Genomic DNA, 20,841 nt, shown 5'->3' on the forward strand with positions numbered 1-20,841 from the left:
AATGATTCAGGATGTTTACCCATGCACCACAACGACAGCCTCAAGAACTACCCCCAGGTACGGCAACTGGCAATTCACTCGCTGTTCGAGATCATCGAGCAGTCCAGCGAAGGCACGGTCATCGTTGACCGCAATGCACGTATCGTCTGGATGAACGAACGCTACGCCCGGCGCTTCGGCCTGGCCGATGCCGCCAGAGCCATCGGCCAGCCATGCGAGGCGGTGATCCCAGGCAGCCTGATGCGCGACGTGGTGAGCAATGGCCGGCCAATCCTGCTGGACATGCTCGACACCTCGAACGAGCCCCTGGTGGTGATGCGCCTGCCGATCCACGACGACCAGGGCGCACTGATCGGTGCCATCGGCTTTGCACTGTTCGACGAACTGCGCAGCCTGTCGCCACTGCTTAAACGCTACGCCAGCATGCAGCAGGAGCTGGCCTCGACCCGCTCGCAACTGCGCGCCCGACAAGCCAAGTACAGCTTCGCACAGTTCGTGGGGAGCAGCGCTGCCAGCCTGGAAGCCAAGCGCCGCGCCCGGCGCGGTGCGGGCAGCGATTCGCCGGTGTTGTTGCTGGGCGAAACCGGTACGGGCAAAGAGCTACTTGCCCATGCCATCCACGCGGCGTCGGCGCGGGCGCACAAAGCCTTCGTCAGCATCAACAGTGCAGCGATCCCTGAAACGCTGCTCGAAGCCGAATTTTTCGGCACCGCGCCGGGTGCGTTTACCGGCGCCGACCGCAAGGGCCGCAGTGGCAAGCTGCAGTTGGCCGAAGGCGGCACGCTGTTCCTCGACGAGATCGGCGACATGCCGCTAGCCCTGCAGAGCAAGCTGCTGCGCGTACTGCAGGAAAAGGAATACGAGCCGGTTGGCTCGAACCAGATGCTGCGCAGCGACGTGCGCATCATTGCCGCCACCTCCATCGACCTGCAGGCAGCCATGGCCCGTGGGGCGTTTCGCGCCGACCTGTATTACCGGCTGAATGTGCTGCCGATCGACGTGCCGCCGCTGCGGGAGCGTCTGGAGGATTTGCCAGCGCTGTGCGAGACCATACTGGGTGAACTGGGCAGCCAGTACGAGCTGGAGGCTGATGCGCAACAACTGCTGGCGCGGCATGCATGGCCTGGGAACATTCGCGAGCTGCGCAATGTGCTGGAGCGCGCGACATTGCTGGCGGATCAGCCACGGTTGGGGGTGGCGGACTTGCGTGCGGCATTGGGGCCGTTGAGCCCGATAGCGGCCGGGCCGGTGCGACAGACATACCGGGAGGCCTGCGAGGCATTCGAGCGCAAGTTGATTGGCGAGGCCCTCGCAGAATGCGAGGGCAATGTGTCGCAGGCTGCTCAGGCATTGGGGCTAGGACGGTCGACCCTGTACAAGAAGATGGTTGCACTTGGTCTCTGATTAGAGACTATAGTTTCCATGTTGAGACTATCGCGAGGGCTTTGCCCTTGTGCCTCGGCGGGACGCAACGCGAAACAAAAATCTCGAATTAGAGACAAATATTTCAAAACAAACAAAAAATACTTATAAATCAATATCTTATATTTTGGCACGATTCCCGCTATCTCCTGCACACCGATAAAAACAAGACTCACCCAGGAGACCCTCCCCGATGACCGTGCTCATCGCCCTCGCCGCTCTGGCCCTGCTGATGCTGGCTGCCTATCGCGGTTACAGCGTAATCCTCTTTGCCCCCATCGCCGCCCTCGGCGCCGTCCTGCTCACCGACCCCTCTGCCGTGGCCCCCGCGTTCACCGGGGTGTTCATGGAGAAAATGGTGGGCTTCATCAAACTCTACTTCCCGGTGTTCCTGCTGGGCGCTGTGTTTGGCAAGCTGATCGAACTGTCCGGCTTCTCCCGGTCGATCGTTGCCGCCGCCATCCGCCTGCTCGGCACCCGTCAAGCGATGCTGGTCATCGTGCTGGTCTGCGCCCTGCTCACTTACGGCGGTGTCTCGCTGTTCGTGGTGGTGTTCGCGGTGTACCCGTTCGCCGCCGAAATGTTCCGCCAGAGCAACATCCCCAAGCGCCTGATCCCGGCCACCATCGCCTTGGGTGCATTCTCTTTCACCATGGACGCCCTGCCGGGCACCCCACAAATTCAGAACATCATCCCCAGCACCTTCTTCAACACCACCGCCTGGGCGGCGCCATGGCTGGGCCTGATCGGCACGTTGTTCGTGTTCTTTACCGGCATGGCCTACTTGCAACGCCAACGCAACAAAGCCCAGCGTGCAGGTGAAGGCTATGGCACCGACTTGCGCAACGAACCGGAAACCGCTGCCGACCTGGCCCTGCCCAACCCCTGGCTGGCCCTGTCCCCGCTGATACTCGTGGGGGTAATGAACCTGTTGTTCACCCACTGGATCCCCCAGTGGTACGGCCCCAGCCACAGCCTGCAACTGCCCGGCATGAGCGCACCAGTGCAAAGCGACGTGGCCAAACTCACGGCCATCTGGGCAGTGCAGGCAGCATTGCTGGTGGGCATCCTGATGGTGCTGGTGTGTGCCTTTGGCGCCATCCGCACGCGCCTGGCAGAAGGCACCAAAAGCGCGGTGGGGGGTGCTTTGCTGGCGGCCATGAACACCGCTTCCGAATATGGCTTTGGTGCAGTGATCGCCTCGCTGCCAGGCTTTCTGGTGCTGGCCGATGCCCTGCGTGGCATCCCCAACCCGCTGGTCAACGAAGCCATCACCGTGACCTTGCTGGCCGGCATCACAGGCTCCGCTTCGGGCGGAATGAGCATCGCCCTGGCGGCCATGGGCGACACGTTCATCGCCGCCGCCCATGCCGCCAACATCCCGCTCGAAGTACTGCACCGGGTGGCCGCCATGGCCAGCGGTGGCATGGACACCCTGCCACACAACGGCGCGGTGATCACCTTGCTGGCGGTGACCGGCCTGACCCACCGCGAGGCCTACAAGGACATTTTCGGTATTACCCTGATCAAGACCCTGGCGGTGTTCGTGGTCATCGCCACCTTCTACGCCACCGGCATCGTCTAAGGAGCTATGCATGACCCTCAAAGGCAAGACTGCACTCGTCACCGGTTCTACCAGCGGCATCGGCCTGGGCATCTCCCAGGTGCTGGCCCGCGCGGGCGCCAATATCGTGCTCAACGGCTTTGGCGACCCGGCAGCGGCGCTGGCCGAGATCACCCGGCACGGGGTGAAAGCGGTTCACCACCCGGCCGACCTGTCGGACGTGGCCCAGATTGAAGCGTTGTTCGCACTGGCCGAACGCGAATTCGGTGGTGTCGACATTCTGGTCAACAATGCCGGCATCCAGCATGTAGCACCGGTGGAGCAGTTCCCGCAGGAAAGTTGGGACAAGATCATCGCCCTCAACCTGTCGGCCGTATTCCATGGCACGCGGCTGGCGCTGCCTGGCATGCGCGCGCGCAACTGGGGGCGCATCATCAACATCGCGTCGGTACATGGCCTGGTCGGTTCGACTGGCAAGGCAGCCTATGTGGCGGCCAAACATGGTGTGGTCGGCCTGACCAAGGTGGTCGGGCTGGAAACGGCCACCAGCAATGTCACCTGCAATGCCATCTGCCCAGGCTGGGTGCTGACCCCGCTGGTGCAGAAGCAGATCGACGACCGTGCTGCCAACGGTGGCGACCCGCTGCAGGCACAGCATGATCTGCTGGCCGAGAAGCAACCATCGCTGGCGTTCGTCACCCCCGAACACCTGGGTGAGCTGGTACTATTCTTGTGCAGCGAGGCCGCAAGCCAGGTTCGCGGCGCCGCCTGGAACGTCGATGGTGGCTGGTTGGCCCAATGACGGGCGGCCTGGGCCTGGCAGTGGTCTCGTATTCGATTATTTGCAAGGAGGCCTTATGCGCCCTACCCCGATGCCCGCGATTCTGGCCCTGACCCTGGCTGCCGCAGCCCCTGTGATGGCAGCCAGCCTGAAGGACGTCGCCCCCTACCCCGAGGCAGAAAAAGGCTTCACCCGGCAGGTGATTCACCTGCCGGCACAGGCTGATGAGTCGGCCTATAAACTGGAAATCCTCGCTGGCAAGACGCTGCAGGTGGACTGCAATCGCCAACGCCTGGGCGGCAACCTGGAAGAACGCACCCTGGAAGGCTGGGGCTACAATTACTACCGCCTGGACAAGGTCAGCGGCCCGGCCAGCACGCTGATGGCCTGCCCGGATGGCAAGAAGACTGAGGCCTTCGTGCCGGTGGTCGGTGACGGCTTCCTGCTGCGTTACAACAGCAAGCTGCCGGTAGTGCTGTATGTGCCCAAGGATGTCGAAGTGCGCTACCGCGTGTGGTCGGCATCGCAGGACGTGCAGAAGGCTAAAGTAGAATAAACAGCCTGCGCGGTCACTGTAGGAGCGGCTTCAGCCGCGAACACCGGCAACGCCGGTGCCATGCACCGCGCCGGCTTCTTCGCGGGTAAACCCGCTCCTACAGGGGACTTCCTTCATCTGCCCCACAGATGACAAGCCCGCGGTTGGCAGTAACGGGAGGAAACGCATGAACGATGTGCTCTGGCGCCCCTCCACGGCGCAGGTCAAGGCCAGCCGGATGGATGCCTTCCGCCGACGGGTCAACCTGCGCTACAACCTGCAACTCACCGACTACCAGGCGCTGCACCGCTGGAGCATCGAACAGCGGCCCGCCTTCTGGCAGACCCTTGCCGACTATTTCCACGTGCGCTGGCACACCCCGGCGAGCCAAATGCTGAGTGAAGGGCCACAAATGCCCGAAGCGCAGTGGTTCGCCAACGCCACCCTGAACTTCGCCGAACACCTGCTGCGCCGTCGCGACGACCGCCCGGCCGTTGTTTCCATACGCGAGGATGGCCACCGCCAGGCGCTCACCCACGCCCAGCTGGCCGCCCATGTAGCGGGGTTGCAAGCGGCGTTCAAGGCCGCAGGCATCGTCGCAGGCGACCGTGTGGCTGCCGTGATGCCCAATACCTGGCAAACACTGGTGGCCATGCTTGCCTGCACCAGCCTCGGCGCGATCTGGTCGACCTCTTCGCCCGAGTTCGGCGTGAATGGCATCATCGACCGTTTCGGCCAGATTACGCCCAAACTGCTGATCGTCTGTGCCGGCTATCAATACGCTGGAAAAGACATCGATCAGGTGGCCAAGGTCAACCATGTGTGCGAGCAGTTGCCAGGCCTAGAGCAGCTGATCGTAGTACCTCATACCCGTAGCGGCACTCGCCCCGACGAGTTCCACGCGGCCCGGGTGAGCCTGTGGGATGACGTCTACCAACCCGGTGGCGAGCCGCGTTTCACCCCGCTGCCGTTTGACCACCCGCTGTGCATTCTCTACTCCAGCGGCACCACCGGCGTGCCCAAGTGTATCGTCCACCGCGCCGGTGGCGTGTTGCTGCAGCACCTCAAGGAACACGGCCTGCACAACGACCTGAAAGCCGATGACGTGTTGTTCTACTACACCACCTGCGGTTGGATGATGTGGAACTGGCTGGCCAGCGGCCTGGCCATAGGCGCCACGCTGGTGCTGTACGACGGCTCGCCGTTCCACCCCGGACCCGAACGGCTGCTGGACTTGATCGACGCCGAGGGCATCCACGCCTTCGGGACCAGCGCCAAGTACCTGGCAGCGCTGGAGCAGGCGGGCCTTGAGCCTGCAGCCAGCCACAACCTGGCCAGCCTGCGGTTGCTGCTGTCCACCGGTTCGCCGCTGTCACCCCACAGCTATGACTACGTGTACAGCAAGATCAAGGCTGACCTGTGCCTGGCGTCCATGTCGGGCGGTACCGACATTGTCTCGTGCTTCGTGCTGGGCAACCCGACCCTGCCAGTGCGCCGTGGTGAAATCCAGTGCATGGGCCTGGGCATGGCGGTGGAAGTGTGGAATGAGCACGGCCAGCCGGTGCTGGACGAAAAAGGCGAGCTGGTGTGTACCCGCAACTTTCCCTGCATGCCGTTGGGGTTTTGGCACGACCCGGACGGCAGCCGCTATCACGACGCCTATTTCAGCCAGTACCCGGGGGTTTGGGCCCAAGGCGACTATGCCGAACAGCGCACCCATGGCGGCCTGGTGATTCACGGCCGCTCGGATGCCGTGCTCAACCCGGGCGGCGTGCGCATTGGCACGGCGGAGATCTACCGCCAGGTGGAGAAAGTCGAGCAGGTGCTGGAAAGCGTGGCCATCGGCCAGGACTGGAAAGGCGATGTGCGTGTGGTGCTGTTCGTACGCCTGCAAGACGGCCTGCAGCTCAATGAGGCCCTGCGCCAGCGCATTCGCCAGGTGATACGCCAATTCACCACCCCCCGCCATGTGCCGGCGGTGATTGCCCAGGTCAGTGACATACCACATACCATCAGCGGCAAGCTTGTGGAGTTGGCGGTTCGCAATGTGGTGCATGGCTTACCAGTGAAGAACACCGACGCGCTTGCCAACCCGCAAGCGCTGGAGCAGTTTCGAGATCGCGTGGAGTTGCGCGAGCAGGCATAATGCCGCCCTTTTTCCCCGAAGCACAGGTACCCCATGAAAGCCCAAGCCCGCCACATCCTGGTCAAGACCGCTGACGAAGCCGAAAAGCTCAAGCAGCGCATCGCCAACGGCGAGGCTTTCGACGTACTGGCCAAAAAGTTCTCCATTTGCCCGTCAGGCAAACGCGGTGGTGACTTGGGCGAAATCCGCCCGGGCCAGATGGTCGGTGCCATCGACCAGGTAATCTTCAAAAAGCCGCTGCGCGTGGTGCACGGGCCGATCAAGAGCAAGTTCGGCTACCACCTGGTGCAAACCTTCTACCGCGATTGATGGCAGCGGGCCACCTGACATTTTTGCCAGTTGTTCCGTCACCTTACAATACATACAACACAGGCAGGCCCGAAGCGACGCTTTAGGTAGTGGACCCTTCAATGGACACGGAAACCTGCCTATGCGCTGCCCTCGCCTGCTGCTGCCTGCCGCATTTCCCCTACTTACCCTGCCTTTGCTGGCTCACGCTGAATCCCTGACCGTTTCATCCGGTGACAATCTGGGTGCCCTCGTGCAGACGAATGCGGCCGACACGTTCACCATCGGCGGCGGCACAGTTCTGTCATTGCAGCAAGGCAATGGCCAAGACACGTACACCATGTCTGGCGGTACGTTGGGCTCGCTGAACCAGAGCGGTGACATGGACACGTTCACCATGACCGGCGGCACCATCGGCGGTGATATCAGCACCAGTAGCGGCCTAGACAAGATCACCCTCAGTGGTGGCACGCTCAAAGGTGAGATACGTGCCGGCAACGATAACGACATTTTTACCTGGTCGGGCGGGCGCATCGGCGGCCCGGTAAGAATGGGGCCAGGTGACGACCAAGGAAATATCATCGGTCTCGACTCGAAGACATTGGTCACTGACCTGGATGGGGGCCCCGGCAGCGATAGCCTGGTGTTCGAAAAAAGCCAAATAGACGGTGGCGCGCAGTACGTGAACTGGGAGGCCATAGGCCTGTTCGATGACAGCCGTCTCACGCTCGACGACACATTGACCCTCGGCGACGACGGCACCGGCACAGGTGCCCTGATCATCGATGACAGCAGCGCACTGCTGTCCCGTCAAGGCACGATCACCGCGAAGGGCAATGGCCAAAGCGCTTCAGTGCTGAATGCCGGGATGATAGACCTCAGCACGGGCAATGACGCCCAGGGCCGACTGACTATAAACGGCAATTACGAGGGCGATAACGGTCTGCTACGTGTCAACAGCGTACTTGCCGGTGACGATGCAGCGTCTGACCGACTTGTCGTCAGTCGGCCTGCATGGCGGCGTGCAATACACCGCCAACCTGGACAGCCGCCAGCAGGAAGCCAGCGGCGTGAACCTGGGCGTGCGCTGGCAGTTCTAGCGGCGTGCCGCCAGCAAGCCGAGGCCGGCGCAGCCCAGCAGGGAGGCGCTAACCCGGTTGAATAGGCGGCGCGGGCCAGGCTGGCTGAACCAACGCTGCATGTAGGCGCCCAGGCCTGAGTAAATGGCAATGGCCGCCCATTCCAGCAGCAGAAACAACACACCCAGCCACAGGAACTGCTCGCTCACCGGGGTGGCGCTACCGACCGAGACGAACTGCGGCAGGAAGGCGGTGAAGATCAGGATCGCCTTGGGGTTGCCGGCCGCCACCCAGAACTCCTGGCGTGCCAGGCGCCACGTGCCACTCGGGTGGTCACTTGCCACCACGGCTTCGCCCACCGGTGCGCGCCACAGTTGCCAGGCGATGTAGAACAGGTAGGCCGCACCCACCACCTTGATGGCCAGGAACAGGTATTCGCTGGTGTGCAGCACCACCGCCAGACCCATGGCCGCCAAGGCGATCATGCCGCTGAAGGCCAGGATACGCCCGCCACCCGCCACGCAGGCGGTGCGCAGGCCGTAGCGGCTGGCGTTATGAAGCGACAGCAGGTTGTTTGGCCCGGGCGCCATGTTCAGGGCGAAACAGGCGGGGATGAAAAGCAGCAGGCTAGAAAGGTCCATTCTTGTTTTCCTTTGGCAACAGGCGTCTATTTCGGCGGGTGCCGGGCCTTCCGGTCAAGTTACAGCCAGCGTGAAAAACTGTACGGGTGCGCGGCAACTGTTACCCTGCTGGCAAAACCGAGGACCTTGTGATGCCCCGCCCCCACACCGCGCTATGGCGCGACCCGGCACTTGCGCATGTGGAAAGTCGCCGCGCCTGCCATAGCCGGGCTTGCTACAAGGCCCACAGCCACCCCACGTTTTCCATCGGCGCGGTGGATGCTGGCCATAGCCATTTCACCGGGGCTGCCGAGGGGCAGGAACGCCTGACGCCCGGCACGCTGGTGTTTGTCCCGGCCCACCGCGTCCATGCCTGCAACCCCGCGCCCGGGCAAGCCTGGAGCTACCAGATGCTGCATGTGGACGCCGACTGGCTGACGCAGTTGCGGCTGGAGTCGGGGCTGAGCGGTGCCGGGGCAGGCGAACCGGCGCGTATCTGCCGGGCACCACAGGTGTATCGGCAATTCTGCGAGTTGAACAGTCTGTTGTTCTCCTGCGCCAGCAACGGTGAGAAGGATGCAGCGTTGATTGCCTTTCTGGGGGACCTGGACTACTCGGCCCAGCCGCCGCTATCTGCAGCCCCCGCCCTGGAGGCAAGCGCGCTGAGCGGGTTGGTCGCGCGCATCGAAGGCCAGGACCCGGCGCACTTGAGCCTGGGAGCACTGGCCCATCAGGCCGGGCTTGGGCGCTATCAGCTGATCCGTGCGTTTCGTGCGGCTACCGGGTTTACACCGCATGCCTACCTGCTCAATGCCCGGGTCAATCGCGGGCGCCAGCTGTTGGGTGAAGGGGCGGCGTTGGCGGAGGTGGCCTACCAGCTCGGGTTTGCCGATCAGAGCCACTTCCAGCGGGTGTTCAAGGCCCATGTGGGAGTGACGCCGGGGCAGTACCGAGGGCGCTGAAGGCCCGCCGCCTGGGCTTGCAATATTGTTCAATACGCCTCACAGGCCCTGCCGCAGACTGCGGTTTTCCGCAGAGCAGCCCCACCCATGCAACAGTTCCTGATCATCGCCCTCGCCCACTTCCTCGCGCTGCTATCACCTGGGCCGGACTTCTTCCTGGTGGCGCGCACCTCGATCAACAGCGGTTGGCGCATCGCCAGCGGTGCCTGCCTGGGCATCGCCCTGGCCAATGGCGCGTTCATCGCCATGGCGTTCACCGGCCTGTCGGTGCTGCAGGAAGGCAGCCTGCTGTTCACCGCCCTGCAACTGGCGGGGGCCAGCTACCTGCTGTACATCGGCGTGCTGTTTTTACGCCATGCCGGGCAAACCCGCCTGGGCGCAGTCGCGGGCGAGTCGGCGGTACCGGGTTGGTGGCGGGGCTTGGGCATGGGTTTGTTGTCCGGCATCCTCAACCCCAAGAACGCGCTGTTCTATGCCAGCCTGGCCAGCATGGTCGCCAGTGCCAACGACAGTTGGAAAACAGCGTACGCCTTGTGGATGTTCAGCATCGTGCTGCTCTGGGACTTGCTGGTTGCCGTGGCCATCGGTAACCGGCGGGTTCTGCGGCGTTTCGCCCGCAGCCTGCCGTGGCTGGAGCGGGCCTCGGGCGTCATGCTGGTGGCATTGTCGTTGGCGTTACTGCTGCATCTGGCGCGGGGCTGAGCAGTTTCAGCGTGCGCATGTCCATCAAGCTGAAGTGGCCGCTGGCCCAACCGCCGGTGTCCAGGTGCCAGACATTGCCCAGCAGCTTGGGCTCCAGCACCGGCGTGTGCCCCACCAACAAGGCGCGAAGGCCTTGCACCGGCTGGGTATTGCCTTCCTTCAGCCGCCGCCGCGACCACTGGCACACTTCCCGCACTTTGGGGTCGTCATCCAGTTCCAGCTCCAGCCAACGCCTCAAGGCTGCCCAATCGGCAAACGGGCTGTCGGCATGCAGCAGGCCTACCAGGCCATCTGCGCTTTCCACTTCTATCGCAATCGGCAACTGCTCAAAGCGCTCCACGTAGCGAAGTTGCTCGGCCCGCGGCAGGTCGAGGAACCAACTCCCACCCGCTGCACGGTACATCTCCAGGTCAAGCCGCCCCCCTCGCACGCGGGTGATTGCCAACGCCTCATGGTTGCCTTGCACCGCGTGAAACCATGGCTGCGCAAGCCATTCCAGAGCGGCCTCGCTGTGCGGCCCACGGTCGACCAGGTCACCCACGCTGAACAGGCGGTCCACGGCCGGGTCGAACCTTACCGCTTCCAGGCACTTCTCCAGCCGCTGGAAGTGGCCATGGATATCGCCCACCGCCAGGTCCCGCCCCCGGATGTTGGCAAGCAACCGCCGAAACCGTCCCATTACAATCTTCCTCTGCTGGTGGCGCCATGGCAGGCGTAAAATGGAAGCACTCCCACTCTACCCCGGAGGTGCATCATGCGTACCGCCCTCGTGTGTGCCGTGCTCATGGCGCTGTCACTCCACAGCATGGCACAAGGTGCCCCGCCCGCGCAGGTCGAGGTGCGTTTCGACCACCCGGAAAAATTCCGCGATGCCAGCCTGGACAGCCACGGTTATGAGCGCGGCGCCGATGACTATGTGATGAAAACCCTCACCCAGTACTTGCAGAAGCTCGGCCAACGCTACCTGCAACCGGGCCAGCAACTGGTCATCGACATCCGCGATATCGACCTGGCCGGGCGCTTCGAGCCTTGGCACAGCCAGGCCTACGATGTCCGCTTCATGCGCGAGATCACCTGGCCGACGATTGACCTGACCTACACCCTCAGCCAGCCGGGCAAACCCGCCCGGCAAGTGGAGGAGCGGGTCAGCGACAAGATGTACCTCAGCCGCCCGGGCCGGGTCGCCAGCAGCAGCGACCGCCTGTATGCCGAGAAGGCCATGCTCAACGACTGGTTCCGCCAACGCTTCGCCGCGCACCCGGCAACCTGAAAAACCCTTCACTGGTACAGGCGTTGGTGCCGGTAGTATGCTCGGCCCTTCAACCTGTACCAGGGAAGGGTTTAGATGAAACTGTGTGCCGTACAACTGGCGTCGCTCAAGGGCGATGTACCAGGCAACGTCCAACGTCACCTGGCCTGCATCGAGCAGGCGGCGGCGCTGGGTGCCGAGCTGGTGGTCTTCCCCGAACTCTCGCTGACGGGCTATGAGCCTACCCTGGCGCGCCAGGCCGCCCTGCCGGTCAGCTCCGCACGGCTGGACCCGCTGCAAGCCGCCTGTGACCGCTTGGGCATCACCGCTGCGGCTGGCTTGCCGTTGCCGACACCCGAAGGTATCCGCATCGGCATGCCGATTCTCAGCCCCATGGCTGCGCGCCAGGCCTATGCCAAACGGCGCCTGCATGAAGACGAGCTGCCTTACTTCACCCCGGGCGATCAGGCATTGCTGCTGCAGGTCGGTGAGCACCGAGTGGCACCGGCAATCTGCTACGAGTCGATGTTCATGGCGCACGCTGCCGCCGCCCGCGAGCACGGCGCCGACCTGTATCTGGTCAGTGTGGCGAAAACCGCCAAGGGCATCCGCGAAGGCTACCTGCATTACCCGGCAGTGGCGCGTGAACTGGGCATGCCGGTGCTGATGGCCAACTGCGTGGGGCCGGCCGACACGTTCATCGGCGCCGGCGGCTCGGCGGCGTGGGACAGCCAGGGACGCTTGCTGGCGAGCCTGGATGACCACAGTGAAGGGCTGATCCTGATGGACACTGGCAGCACCGGCGCCGTGGCCCTGCCCTTGGAACTACGCCCGGCATGATCTACCTGTTACTGGCGCTGCTGAGCTACGCCTGCACCTACTACCTGGTCGGCCTGCTCATCCAGGGCCAACTAGCCGATGTGGCCGAAGGCTTACGCCATAGGCCGGACGCGCCTACACCCGGCGAGTACCTGCGCGAGGTCAAGCCCCATGCACGACGGGCCCACCGGCATTACACCCTGATGGCCGGGTCGGTGTTGGCCATACTGGCCTGCGTGGTCGCCAGCTGGTTCAGCTGACGCGTTACAGGTCCAGTGCCAGGCTTTGCCGGCCCTCCAGCGCCAGCAGGTACTGCTTGGCCGCCAGGCCGCCGGCAAAGCCGGTGAGGCTGCCTGATGCACCGATCACGCGGTGGCACGGTGCGATAATCGAAATCGGGTTGCGGCCGTTGGCGGCGCCTACTGCGCGCACGGCGTTGGGGTTGCCGATCTGCCGGGCGATGTCACTGTAGCTCCGGGTTTCACCGAAGGGTATCGCCAACAACGCGGCCCATACCTGGCGCTGGAACTCGGTGCCGGCAAAATCCAGCGCCAGCTCGAAACGCTGCCGCTTACCCGCAAAGTACTCACCCAGCTGTCGTGCAGTTTCCCGCAGTACCGGGCACTCGTCGTCACGGTACAAGTCGCCGAGGCGAACGCGGTTTTCCCGCTCTTCTTCCCACAATACGGCTGCCAGGCACTCGCCGCGCGCCACCAAGGTCAAAGTGCCGACGGGCGACGACATGAGGGTGAATGCGCTGGACATAAGCGTTTACCTGCCTGTTTGCGATGGGCGTACTGTACGCATCCACAGCCCTGTGCGCATCCGCTTTGTTGCTCAGGTAATGGCACAACCGGCAATCCGCCGCGCTTCGGTGAGGTTGACCTTGGGGATCAGTTCGGCGGGAATGCGTGAGGTGGCCGACAGGTTGTAGACGTGAAAATGCGCGTTCACCACCTCCCGCGCCATCAGCGTCAGCGACGGCAGGATGCGGCTGTCCCAGTGCTGATCCAGCCCGCATGGCGAACAGTGGCCCTGCCCGTTTTCATAGAAACGCCCCACGGTCTGGTCAAGGTCCACCCCGACCAGCAGCACTTCTTCAAAGCCCAGGTGATACGCCAGCTGCAGGGCCACATAGGCCACTGTGCGGGCATCGAAAAAACCATGGGCCAGGTCTTTGCTGAAGGCAATCGAGCGGCTGCGCTTGCTCCACAGCGCGCGGTTGCACACGCAACTGTCACCATGGCCGCGCAAACCGTCCAGCAGGCCCGGTGTGTCGGCTTTGTGCAGGGCATAACACTCGGTACTCGCCGGCACATCGGCACCTTCGTACTGCTCGGGCCAGAGTGCCAGGCGTTTGCTGTCGCGCAAGGCAGTGGCAAACAAGGCCGGCTGCTGCTGGCTAAAGCTTTTGTCGGTGCACACGTAGAAGAAGGGATGGATACGGTGTTTGGCGGTCATGGCGACCGAGCCGTTCATGGCAATGATGGGCAAATGTGCGAACTCGCCCAACGGAAAATGCCTGGCAGAAGCGCCGGAGGCAAGGATCACCACGGGGCCCTGCTGGGTGTTGCGACACGCCTCGAAACTGGAGAACGCCCCGCGTTCAGCGCCTGGCTGCGACGGAAGTGTGTTCATCTTTGGCATCTTTGACCGGACAGTACAAACCACAATACTGATCCGTGTATATGCCGTGGCCGCTTTTACCTAACTTTACCTGGCTGAACATGAGCAAACCGCCTTCCCTTGCCTGGCGGGGATTCGGAACGCTTGCGCCCCTGGAAGGCGCAAGCCAAACCTAGATTTCAGCCTGGCGAATGCGCTTCTTGTCGATCTTGCCGACACTGGTCTTGGGGATCTCGTCCACACAGCGTAGCGGCCGTGGTATCGCCCATTTGTTCAGGTGCCCACTGTCGACATACGGCTGCAGGTGCCCTGGCCAATGCTGGCTGGTCCAGTTGCACACCGTCACAACAGACCACCAGAGCCAACGGTTGTTCCCCCTGTGGGTCAGGAATACCGATGACCGCCACCGAGGCGACGGACGGGTGTTGGCTGATGAGATTTCCAGCGCCACCGAACTCACCCACTGGCCACCGCCTTCCGGAGCAAATAGGCGGCAAACCTGATGCCGAGTCCGAACGCACCGTCGTACCCGGCACGTGCTTCGACTACGTGCTGTCCAAGGCCGGAAGCCGGCAACCCTACAGCGTCAGCTTCGACGGCAACGGCAAAGTGGACAAGACCGCCTTCATGACCTGCGCCGAGTGGAGCAATGCCCAGCACAAGGCCCGCCTGCCCAGCATGGGCGGTTCCAGCGGCTCGGGCTACTGACTCAGTCCAGGCATTCTCGGGCAGCCTGGCGCAATTTGTCGCCCGACAGGAAGCTGCCCTTGTAGAACGTCGCGCGGCTGCCATCGCGAGAATCGACCACGTCCAGCACATCGTCGCTCGCTACGGCACTGGGCGCCGTCAGCCGATAACCGTGGGCGATCGACTTCTGCGTAGCCTGGGGCGCCAGTGCCTGCCACTTTGGCAGGACACAGGCGGCGTACTGCTGCGGCGATTTCTTGGTCAGTTTACTGGCCGTGGGTTTGCCGGGGGTTGCGCAGCCGGCAAGGCTGGCAACTAACGCAGAAGTGATAAAGATACGAAAGGTAGGCATTTTCAATTGGCCATTAGGGATACGCTGCATTCTAACGGGGGTGGCGCCGAGTTACTAATCAACCAAGGTCTGGCTGCAGGTTCTCGCGCAATTGACACAGCAATAGCGCGCTGCTGGATGAGCGCCAGACAGGGATCGACGGTAAGCACCTGACAATTCTGCCAGTAGCGTGAGCAGGTGGAGGCTGCAACAGTAAAGGGGTCAACCCACACGTCGGCAAGGAGTTACGCAATGCAAAATAATGCCAACAAAACACTTCTTTTCTATCAGAATGGCAAACTCATCACCCTTAAAACCGGAGAACAGAACCGTAGCATTTTTCGCCACTCGGACCTGCCACTTGCCGAGCAACAATCAGACGGTATCCAGTCCGTCGGATTGTTGGTAACGGACGATAAAGGTTCGGTACTGCAGGTGGACACAGACAGCTGAAAAACCCGGGGCCTCTCCGACGCCCCAGCCAGCATCGCGTAAGCTCTTCCGGGTTTGGGCGAGAAAGCGCCTTCTATAAATCGGTTGCGTTTCACCCTGCCCTGCGGCGATGCTCACAGGCCCGTTGAAGCAACTGACAAGGAAGGCCTTTAACACCATGGAAACGCTTCATAGCATCAAGTCAGACCTGGTCAGAACAGCCGATCACCTGGACCAACTCAGTCAGGCCATGAGTGGTCACGCCAGGTTCATGGCGGCGCGTGGTAGCTCGCTAAACGAGGTGGATGTTGCTGCGCACATCAGGTCCATCGATGTGGTTGCGGACGAGCTGCGCTCTGTCGCCGCAAGAATCGACGACATGGAAGGCGCTTGTTGAATGAATTCAAAGCCCGTAAATCGCCTTGGCTTGCCTGGCTAATCCATGCCTGACCTTGACGACATACCCGGTCAGGGTGCCAGCCCCCCCCGAACGCGGGTCAGGGTTTGGTTCCCCGGTACAGCACGATGGCCGCTACATCGAGGGCCAGCACGCTGGCGACAAACAGAAACATGGCATACAGGTCTTCAGGAAGCATTGCCGTATCCCCCAAATGCGCCGGTTTGAAAGGGTACGAGCAATATCCGTTCCAGTCGGCGCATCAGGTACCCGGGCAGCGACTCAGCTGAACTTGAGCTTCACCACTTTGCTCAGCGCCCAACCACCGAAGACGTAGAACGCATCCAGGTAGAGGCGCCCTGCATAGTTGGGCAACGGCGCGTTATTCAACAACACATCCGGGTCGGGCGCAGGGGGAAACAGCGCATAAAAACCGTTGGGCAGCACCGCCAGCGCCAGCAGCAACACATAAGTCGAGGCTTGCAGCAGGGTCGCGCGACTGCTGGATCTGGCGGACCACTTCAAGCCGTAGTACGCAACCAGGCCTGCAACGGGCAACACCCAGAAATGCGTCGGGATCCCAATGAACATTTCGGCGACAACGCTTCTTGCTTGCACCCGCGATTCTCCTTCCAAATAGGCGGATTATTGCGGCCGTGGCCCGCAAATGCAAAAAGCCCGCTCTCGACAGCGGGCTTTTTGTGTTTTCCGGTGCTAACAATCACGCCTTGGAACACATCAGTGCGGCATCCAGCAACCTGCCATGGTCGTACCAGGCATCACGTTGATAAGCCGTGAACTGGCGCTGAGGTCCCGTGCCCCGCAACTCTACAAGCCCCTGCGCCTTGTCGGGGTCGGTGCTTTCGATGAACAGCCTGAGCGCATTATCGCCCTGGACTTCGTAGGTTTTCACATTGCCTTGAAGTTCGTCTTTGACGCACCCCAGATACACCGGTGGGCTTTTCGCGGTACTGCCAACGGTATAATCGTGGCTGTCACGCACATCAGGGTTTTGTGCGCAGCCTGCCATGAACACCGTAGCGAACCCGGACACAACTATTGCAATTGCGCCTGCTAGCGATCTTGAGCTCTTCACGCGACACACTCCTGTTGCCCCATGAGAAACAGGTAAAGTTTTTACCGGCCAGCCGCCCTGTTTTGGTTATCGTGTGCCCATGTTACTGCTGGAAGGCAACCCGGTGTCAGGCTTATTGGCTATATGGACCTCGGGGCGCCCCTCGCGCCCGCCATCAGTAGCGACGATATTCCTGCCTGCCATGATCACCGTCGTGATAATGGCGATGATGCCGCCCGTCATGCCAGTATGGCCAGCAGCCACTGAGCAGCAGCAAACCGGACAACACCACAACCCATGCAGTCTTGCGTTTCATGTGCGTACCTCCGACAAGCGAAGCCAAGGCTTGCTTACGTTGGACCGCACTCAATCGGGATGTTCAGGCAGGCGCAAGCTGCTGGTCAGCTTCCCCGACAGGTTTCATGTAGCGGCTGGCCCCGATTACGCGTATGGCGTGCCCCACAACCGGGGTCAGGATATGGCATTGAGAAACACATAAGTCGCCGCCAGATCCAGTACCAGCACAGCCACCACGCTGAAAATCATGTAATAGCGGTCATCCTGAGTCATTTCTGCGTACCCCGCATGATCAATGTCTCAGGGCTTCAGCAATTCCTGTTCCAGCGCAGAGGTAAAGCCATGCAACGTGAGGAACAAGGGTAAGGCAGTGGTAACGCCGATAATTCACGAAAACACTCAGGGTCAGCTAGAGTTTTATTGTGGCCAAGCACCGCGAGATAACGATCATGCTAAAACAAGAAGCAGACGACGTGATTGAGCGTATACGGGACGAACTGAAAAGGCACGGTGTGCTGATCGGCTACGACCCGGAATTTACCAGTGCAGAATTCGGGTGCGACCTAGACCACCACATTGCTCAGGTCAGAGAAGATCCGAACAGCCATGTGTTGCGGATTGCGATACATGACGAAGGCTTGTGGGCCCAGCTCCGGCAGGGGACGGTCTATCGCTGCGTGGTCAGTGATTGCCGGGGGAAGCTCTTCGGCATTCCGATTGCGATAGAGCCGAGGACCGATGCGTCCTACACCATTCAGTACAAGCTCTGAAGCGCCCGGTGGGTAGCCTGCCTGGCAGATTACCCCTGCCTGCAGACCGAAGGCTGGACTATTCCGAAGCCACATCTCGGGTCGCAGTATGGGCGTACCCATCAATAACTTGACGCGCTCGGTCAATGCCCCAGGCCAGCGACCGGTACATCGATTCGCCGGGCCTGGCGCTGTAAGCCTCTTCATGCAGTGCCATGCCGGAGCGTGCGTAGACCCCTAGAAAAAGCTGGGTGCCGCCGGTGCGCGATAGTCTCACCTGGACATCGATGAAGGTCCCGTCGTACAGCGTTTCTTCGTGAAATTGGTGGTGAAGCGTGGGGTCTGACCAAGCCCAGTACACGCCGCCTCGTCTTCGCATGATATTCTCCTACCCCGCCGGTGGCTATTTTGGTAAACCAGAATGGGCAGGCCAGTCATTTGTAATTAGGCCTATCCAACTAGCTTGACCACCGCTCACGAACAAAAGCTCCATTTTTCTTTGTGTTCATCGACACATGATGATTGGCCTTACCGGACGGCTCGAAGGCTCAACATTTGACCGTCCACAGTTGGTCAATTCGCGTCGTATAGGATTGACTCATCATCTCCCTCCTCATACCCCAGTCCGGTGTAGCCGGCACGCTGGCGACGCGCATTGTCCCCCTCCCCCAACGGACGTTGATGTCATCCATCACCTGCATCAGTCGGTCACATGCCACCGATTGCTTCAACGCAAACAAGTCCTCTGAAAACTCACCTGGCTGCCGCAGGTCCACCAGGAGAACCTCGGCCTTGCTGTAGCGAAACCCTGGCCGGAAGATCCGCTCGACCGCTTCGGTAGCCAGTCGGGTCATCAGTAGCGTGTCGGAAGTCGGGTATGGCAGTTCTACCAATGCGCCCTGGGCGTGGTGTGGCTCGTCCGGGTTGAACATGCCGGTGCGGACGCTCACGCGCATACGCTTGCATACCGAGCCCTGGGCCCGAAGCTTTTCTGCAGCCCGGCGAACGTAGGTGGCCACTGCCTGTTTGATGGGCGCCAGCTCAGTGAGGCGCTTGCCGAACATCCGGCTGCAGCAGATCTCCTGTTTCGCAGGCTCGGCCTCGTCCAGCTCCAGGCATGGCGTGCCCGACAGTTCGCGGGCAGTCTTCTCGACCACCACACTGAATTTCTGCCGCAGCGTCCAGGCATCAGCCCTGGCCAGATCCATCGCCGTGTAAATGCCCATCGCTTCGAGGTGGGCAGTCATACGGCGGCCCACGCCCCACACCTCTTTCACTTCAGTATTGCGCAGCACCCAATCGCGCTTGAACGGATCGGTAATGTCGACCACCCCGCCAGTCTGCGCCTGCAGGCGCTTGGCGGTTTGGTTGGCCAGCTTGGCGAGCGTCTTGGTGCCGGCGATCCCGACACCCACCGGGATACCGGTGCACTGAAAGATTCTGGACCGAAGTCTGCGCCCGAACTGGGTCAGGTTTTCCGGAATACCGGACAATTCAGCGAAGCATTCGTCGATGCTGTAAATCTCGGTGGCCGGCACCATCGATTCGATCAGGGTCATGACACGCTCACTCATGTCGCCGTACAGCGCATAGTTACTGCTGAAAGCCTTGATGCCATGGCGGCGTAGCTTGTCCTTCGCCAGGAAGTACGGCTCGCCCATCTTCACAAAGGGCTTCGCGTCGTATGACCTGGCGATCACGCAGCCGTCGTTGTTGCTCAACACGACAATCGGGGTCTTGGCCAGGTCGGGCCGAAAGACGCGCTCGCAGCTCGCGTAGAACGCGTTGCAATCGATCAGCGCGAAGACCTGGTCACTGCGCATGGTCGCGAACGCTGTAACGGACAACGCCCCAAACGAGGAGCTCATCGCCTTCCATGATGTACCGGGGTGGATATGCCGGGTTCTCCGACTTGAGAATCACCACCCCTTCACGGCGGTGCAGGCGCTTGCAAACGGGCTCGCTGTTGACCGCAGCGATGACAATGTCCCCATGCTTCGCTTCACGCCCGCGGTCTACGATGACGATGTCACCCGAGTAGATCCCTGCCCCTTGCATGCTGTCGCCCTCCACTTTCACCAGATACACATGGGGGGCGCGGAGGTCGAATAGCTCATCAAGGGAGATATGGCCTTCCAGATGGTCCGCTGCGGGTGAGGGGAAACCGGCCGGAACGTGAAACGAATACAGAGGTAGCCGTTCGGTTCCGCCGGTTGGCGTGCCCAAAAATGTGATGGTCATGGTGGAAGGTCCAATGCAAGCTGTATGCATATACAGTAGATCTGGCATCGGCTGCCCGGTCAATCCTGACCGTTAAAATTCTGACGGGCGAGAGGTGGAAAATGTGCGGACGGTACTCGATCTACGCGTCGATGGATCACTACTTGCGCCAGCTATCATTGGATCTGGTCGTGATAAATGGCTATGACCACGAGCCTATAAACCGATACAACGTGGCGCCATCGACCCGAGTCGAGGTCATTCGCCAGATTGGTGATGAGCTGACTGTGGATAGGGTCAAGTGGGGATGGTCGCCGTTATGGGCGAAGGGGAAACGTGCTGATCCAATCAATGCTCGGGCCGAGACAGTGGTGACGGGAAAGTTCTTCAAGGGGTTGTGGCCAGGTGGCAGGGCTTTAGCGCCTGCCAATGGCTGGTTCGAATGGATAACTGACCCAACAGAGCCAAAGCGAAAGCAGCCGTATTACATCACGGGCGCCGACGGAGCCCCGCTTTACTTCGCCGCACTTGCTGAAGTGCACCAGAGCCTCGAACCGGATGAGCGCGACGGGTTCGTGATCATCACAGCGCCGGCGGACCAGGGGCTGATCGACATCCACGACAGAAAACCCTTAGTGCTCACGCCACAGACCGCTCTGGAGTGGTTGGCCCCTACCACATCGCCTGAGCGCGCTGCCGCGATCGTGGAGACGGGATGCCGCCAAACTGAGGATTTCAGATGGTATCCGGTGAGCAAGGCAGTGGGGAATGTACGCAATCAGGGCGCCGAGTTGATAAGGCCGATTCGGTGAAGGGGCGGCAAATCCTTTCCGCGGGTGCACCAGCCCTTCGGAGGGCAG

General features: G+C 61.6%; 28 protein-coding genes and 1 pseudogene. 17 read left to right on the forward strand and 12 right to left on the reverse strand.

The genetic code is table 11. The features are described from left to right. Positions 1 to 21 precede the first annotated feature (21 nt). The 7 genes from ACF8MI_RS02735 (at position 22) to ACF8MI_RS02765 (ending at position 7,901) form a co-directional block, all read left to right on the forward strand. Complete coding sequence (locus ACF8MI_RS02735; protein ID WP_200929339.1) at positions 22 to 1,404, forward strand: sigma-54-dependent Fis family transcriptional regulator; 1,383 nt, start codon at positions 22 to 24, stop codon at positions 1,402 to 1,404. Between the two features lie 211 nt (positions 1,405 to 1,615). Beyond that, positions 1,616 to 3,007, forward strand: a complete 1,392-nt coding sequence (locus ACF8MI_RS02740; RefSeq protein WP_104834770.1) for a GntP family permease — start codon at positions 1,616 to 1,618, stop codon at positions 3,005 to 3,007. Positions 3,008 to 3,017: 10 nt separating this feature from the next. After that, a complete protein-coding gene (gene hbdH, locus ACF8MI_RS02745; protein ID WP_060499310.1) occupies positions 3,018 to 3,788 on the forward strand; it encodes a 3-hydroxybutyrate dehydrogenase in 771 nt (256 codons plus the stop codon). A 55-nt stretch (positions 3,789 to 3,843) separates the two neighbouring features. After that, positions 3,844 to 4,323 carry a serine protease inhibitor ecotin gene (eco, locus tag ACF8MI_RS02750; protein WP_060499309.1) on the forward strand — a complete coding sequence of 160 codons (480 nt, stop codon included), beginning with the start codon at positions 3,844 to 3,846 and terminating at the stop codon, positions 4,321 to 4,323. Between the two features lie 166 nt (positions 4,324 to 4,489). Beyond that, positions 4,490 to 6,448: an acetoacetate--CoA ligase gene (locus tag ACF8MI_RS02755; RefSeq protein WP_104834773.1), complete on the forward strand. Its 1,959-nt coding sequence runs from the start codon at positions 4,490 to 4,492 to the stop codon at positions 6,446 to 6,448. Positions 6,449 to 6,481: 33 nt separating this feature from the next. Continuing rightward, positions 6,482 to 6,757 carry a peptidylprolyl isomerase gene (locus ACF8MI_RS02760; protein WP_016715601.1) on the forward strand — a complete coding sequence of 92 codons (276 nt, stop codon included), beginning with the start codon at positions 6,482 to 6,484 and terminating at the stop codon, positions 6,755 to 6,757. A 121-nt stretch (positions 6,758 to 6,878) separates the two neighbouring features. Next, positions 6,879 to 7,901 (forward strand): hypothetical protein, encoded by a 1,023-nt coding sequence (locus ACF8MI_RS02765; RefSeq protein ID WP_200929338.1) that lies wholly within the window; start codon positions 6,879 to 6,881, stop codon positions 7,899 to 7,901. On the opposite strand, the gene ACF8MI_RS02770 is transcribed toward ACF8MI_RS02765, so the two are convergent. Next, entirely contained in the window at positions 7,833 to 8,456 is a 624-nt protein-coding gene (locus ACF8MI_RS02770) for a LysE family translocator (protein ID WP_104834775.1), read from the reverse strand. The two genes, ACF8MI_RS02765 and ACF8MI_RS02770, sit on opposite strands and share 69 nt — an antisense overlap. A 131-nt stretch (positions 8,457 to 8,587) precedes the next feature. Here ACF8MI_RS02770 and ACF8MI_RS02775 point away from each other — a divergent pair, with 131 nt between their 5' ends. Further along, positions 8,588 to 9,397, forward strand: coding sequence for an AraC family transcriptional regulator (locus tag ACF8MI_RS02775; RefSeq protein ID WP_060501080.1), 810 nt, complete (start codon positions 8,588 to 8,590; stop codon positions 9,395 to 9,397). Between the two features lie 87 nt (positions 9,398 to 9,484). Further along, positions 9,485 to 10,099 carry a LysE family translocator gene (locus tag ACF8MI_RS02780; protein ID WP_200929337.1) on the forward strand — a complete coding sequence of 205 codons (615 nt, stop codon included), beginning with the start codon at positions 9,485 to 9,487 and terminating at the stop codon, positions 10,097 to 10,099. Here ACF8MI_RS02780 and ACF8MI_RS02785 read toward each other — a convergent pair. Next, the gene (locus ACF8MI_RS02785) at positions 10,047 to 10,778 is read right to left on the reverse strand and encodes a metallophosphoesterase (protein WP_200929336.1); all 732 of its coding nucleotides are present in this window, start codon (positions 10,776 to 10,778) and stop codon (positions 10,047 to 10,049) included. The two genes, ACF8MI_RS02780 and ACF8MI_RS02785, sit on opposite strands and share 53 nt — an antisense overlap. Positions 10,779 to 10,853: 75 nt before the next feature. Here ACF8MI_RS02785 and ACF8MI_RS02790 point away from each other — a divergent pair, with 75 nt between their 5' ends. The 3 genes from ACF8MI_RS02790 (at position 10,854) to ACF8MI_RS02800 (ending at position 12,427) form a co-directional block, all read left to right on the forward strand. Beyond that, on the forward strand, positions 10,854 to 11,369 hold the full coding sequence (locus ACF8MI_RS02790; protein ID WP_060501074.1) for a DUF3016 domain-containing protein: 516 nt from the start codon (positions 10,854 to 10,856) through the stop codon (positions 11,367 to 11,369). Between the two features lie 75 nt (positions 11,370 to 11,444). Continuing rightward, the gene (locus ACF8MI_RS02795; protein WP_060501072.1) at positions 11,445 to 12,188 is read left to right on the forward strand and encodes a carbon-nitrogen hydrolase family protein; all 744 of its coding nucleotides are present in this window, start codon (positions 11,445 to 11,447) and stop codon (positions 12,186 to 12,188) included. Then, positions 12,185 to 12,427, forward strand: a complete 243-nt coding sequence (locus ACF8MI_RS02800) for a hypothetical protein (RefSeq protein ID WP_019097539.1) — start codon at positions 12,185 to 12,187, stop codon at positions 12,425 to 12,427. Before ACF8MI_RS02795 ends, ACF8MI_RS02800 begins: the two co-directional genes overlap by 4 nt. 4 nt (positions 12,428 to 12,431) lie before the next feature. Here the strand turns inward: ACF8MI_RS02800 and ACF8MI_RS02805 are convergent, their stop codons facing one another. From ACF8MI_RS02805 to ACF8MI_RS02815, 3 genes and pseudogenes are all read right to left on the reverse strand, one after another. Beyond that, on the reverse strand, positions 12,432 to 12,932 hold the full coding sequence (locus ACF8MI_RS02805) for a methylated-DNA--[protein]-cysteine S-methyltransferase (protein ID WP_060501070.1): 501 nt from the start codon (positions 12,930 to 12,932) through the stop codon (positions 12,432 to 12,434). 72 nt (positions 12,933 to 13,004) lie between these two features. Then, a complete protein-coding gene (locus ACF8MI_RS02810) occupies positions 13,005 to 13,805 on the reverse strand; it encodes a lipopolysaccharide biosynthesis protein (RefSeq protein ID WP_200929335.1) in 801 nt (266 codons plus the stop codon). A 160-nt stretch (positions 13,806 to 13,965) separates the two neighbouring features. Further along, positions 13,966 to 14,265, reverse strand: a pseudogene (locus ACF8MI_RS02815) (fatty acid--CoA ligase); the annotation flags it as partial. A 64-nt stretch (positions 14,266 to 14,329) separates the two neighbouring features. Here ACF8MI_RS02815 and ACF8MI_RS02820 point away from each other — a divergent pair. Then, a complete protein-coding gene (locus ACF8MI_RS02820) occupies positions 14,330 to 14,566 on the forward strand; it encodes a hypothetical protein (RefSeq protein WP_367616156.1) in 237 nt (78 codons plus the stop codon). Here the strand turns inward: ACF8MI_RS02820 and ACF8MI_RS02825 are convergent. Next, the gene (locus ACF8MI_RS02825; protein ID WP_156866978.1) at positions 14,503 to 14,862 is read right to left on the reverse strand and encodes a hypothetical protein; all 360 of its coding nucleotides are present in this window, start codon (positions 14,860 to 14,862) and stop codon (positions 14,503 to 14,505) included. The two genes, ACF8MI_RS02820 and ACF8MI_RS02825, sit on opposite strands and share 64 nt — an antisense overlap. A 201-nt stretch (positions 14,863 to 15,063) precedes the next feature. Here ACF8MI_RS02825 and ACF8MI_RS02830 point away from each other — a divergent pair, with 201 nt between their 5' ends. Both ACF8MI_RS02830 and ACF8MI_RS02835 read left to right on the forward strand, forming a co-directional pair. Then, positions 15,064 to 15,264 carry a hypothetical protein gene (locus ACF8MI_RS02830; protein WP_156866979.1) on the forward strand — a complete coding sequence of 67 codons (201 nt, stop codon included), beginning with the start codon at positions 15,064 to 15,066 and terminating at the stop codon, positions 15,262 to 15,264. Positions 15,265 to 15,421: 157 nt separating this feature from the next. Beyond that, positions 15,422 to 15,640, forward strand: a complete 219-nt coding sequence (locus ACF8MI_RS02835; protein ID WP_060501698.1) for a hypothetical protein — start codon at positions 15,422 to 15,424, stop codon at positions 15,638 to 15,640. Positions 15,641 to 15,922: 282 nt separating this feature from the next. Here ACF8MI_RS02835 and ACF8MI_RS02840 read toward each other — a convergent pair whose 3' ends face one another. The 3 genes from ACF8MI_RS02840 to ACF8MI_RS02850 all read right to left on the reverse strand — a co-directional run bounded on the left by ACF8MI_RS02840 (position 15,923) and on the right by ACF8MI_RS02850 (position 17,031). After that, positions 15,923 to 16,231 carry a hypothetical protein gene (locus tag ACF8MI_RS02840; protein ID WP_060501703.1) on the reverse strand — a complete coding sequence of 103 codons (309 nt, stop codon included), beginning with the start codon at positions 16,229 to 16,231 and terminating at the stop codon, positions 15,923 to 15,925. Between the two features lie 130 nt (positions 16,232 to 16,361). Beyond that, positions 16,362 to 16,736, reverse strand: coding sequence for a hypothetical protein (locus ACF8MI_RS02845; RefSeq protein ID WP_060501700.1), 375 nt, complete (start codon positions 16,734 to 16,736; stop codon positions 16,362 to 16,364). 154 nt (positions 16,737 to 16,890) lie between these two features. Beyond that, positions 16,891 to 17,031 (reverse strand): hypothetical protein, encoded by a 141-nt coding sequence (locus tag ACF8MI_RS02850; protein ID WP_164524509.1) that lies wholly within the window; start codon positions 17,029 to 17,031, stop codon positions 16,891 to 16,893. Positions 17,032 to 17,434: 403 nt separating this feature from the next. Between ACF8MI_RS02850 and ACF8MI_RS02855 the strand changes: the two genes are divergently transcribed. Then, on the forward strand, positions 17,435 to 17,782 hold the full coding sequence (locus tag ACF8MI_RS02855; RefSeq protein ID WP_223624923.1) for a hypothetical protein: 348 nt from the start codon (positions 17,435 to 17,437) through the stop codon (positions 17,780 to 17,782). A gap of 58 nt (positions 17,783 to 17,840) precedes the next feature. Here the strand turns inward: ACF8MI_RS02855 and ACF8MI_RS02860 are convergent, their stop codons facing one another. The 3 genes from ACF8MI_RS02860 to ACF8MI_RS02870 form a co-directional block, all read right to left on the reverse strand. Beyond that, entirely contained in the window at positions 17,841 to 18,140 is a 300-nt protein-coding gene (locus tag ACF8MI_RS02860; RefSeq protein ID WP_060501702.1) for a hypothetical protein, read from the reverse strand. A gap of 169 nt (positions 18,141 to 18,309) precedes the next feature. Beyond that, positions 18,310 to 19,584 (reverse strand): translesion error-prone DNA polymerase V subunit UmuC, encoded by a 1,275-nt coding sequence (umuC, locus tag ACF8MI_RS02865; RefSeq protein WP_104834784.1) that lies wholly within the window; start codon positions 19,582 to 19,584, stop codon positions 18,310 to 18,312. Continuing rightward, entirely contained in the window at positions 19,574 to 20,002 is a 429-nt protein-coding gene (locus tag ACF8MI_RS02870; protein WP_156866984.1) for a LexA family transcriptional regulator, read from the reverse strand. The genes umuC and ACF8MI_RS02870 overlap by 11 nt, the downstream gene beginning before the upstream one ends. Before the next feature lie 101 nt (positions 20,003 to 20,103). Here ACF8MI_RS02870 and ACF8MI_RS02875 point away from each other — a divergent pair, with 101 nt between their 5' ends. Next, positions 20,104 to 20,793, forward strand: coding sequence for an SOS response-associated peptidase family protein (locus tag ACF8MI_RS02875; protein ID WP_156866985.1), 690 nt, complete (start codon positions 20,104 to 20,106; stop codon positions 20,791 to 20,793). The last annotated feature ends 48 nt before the right edge of the window (positions 20,794 to 20,841 follow it).

Source organism: Pseudomonas sp. yb_9 (assembly GCF_043103635.1).
In the GTDB taxonomy this organism is placed as follows: domain Bacteria; phylum Pseudomonadota; class Gammaproteobacteria; order Pseudomonadales; family Pseudomonadaceae; genus Aquipseudomonas; species Aquipseudomonas monteilii.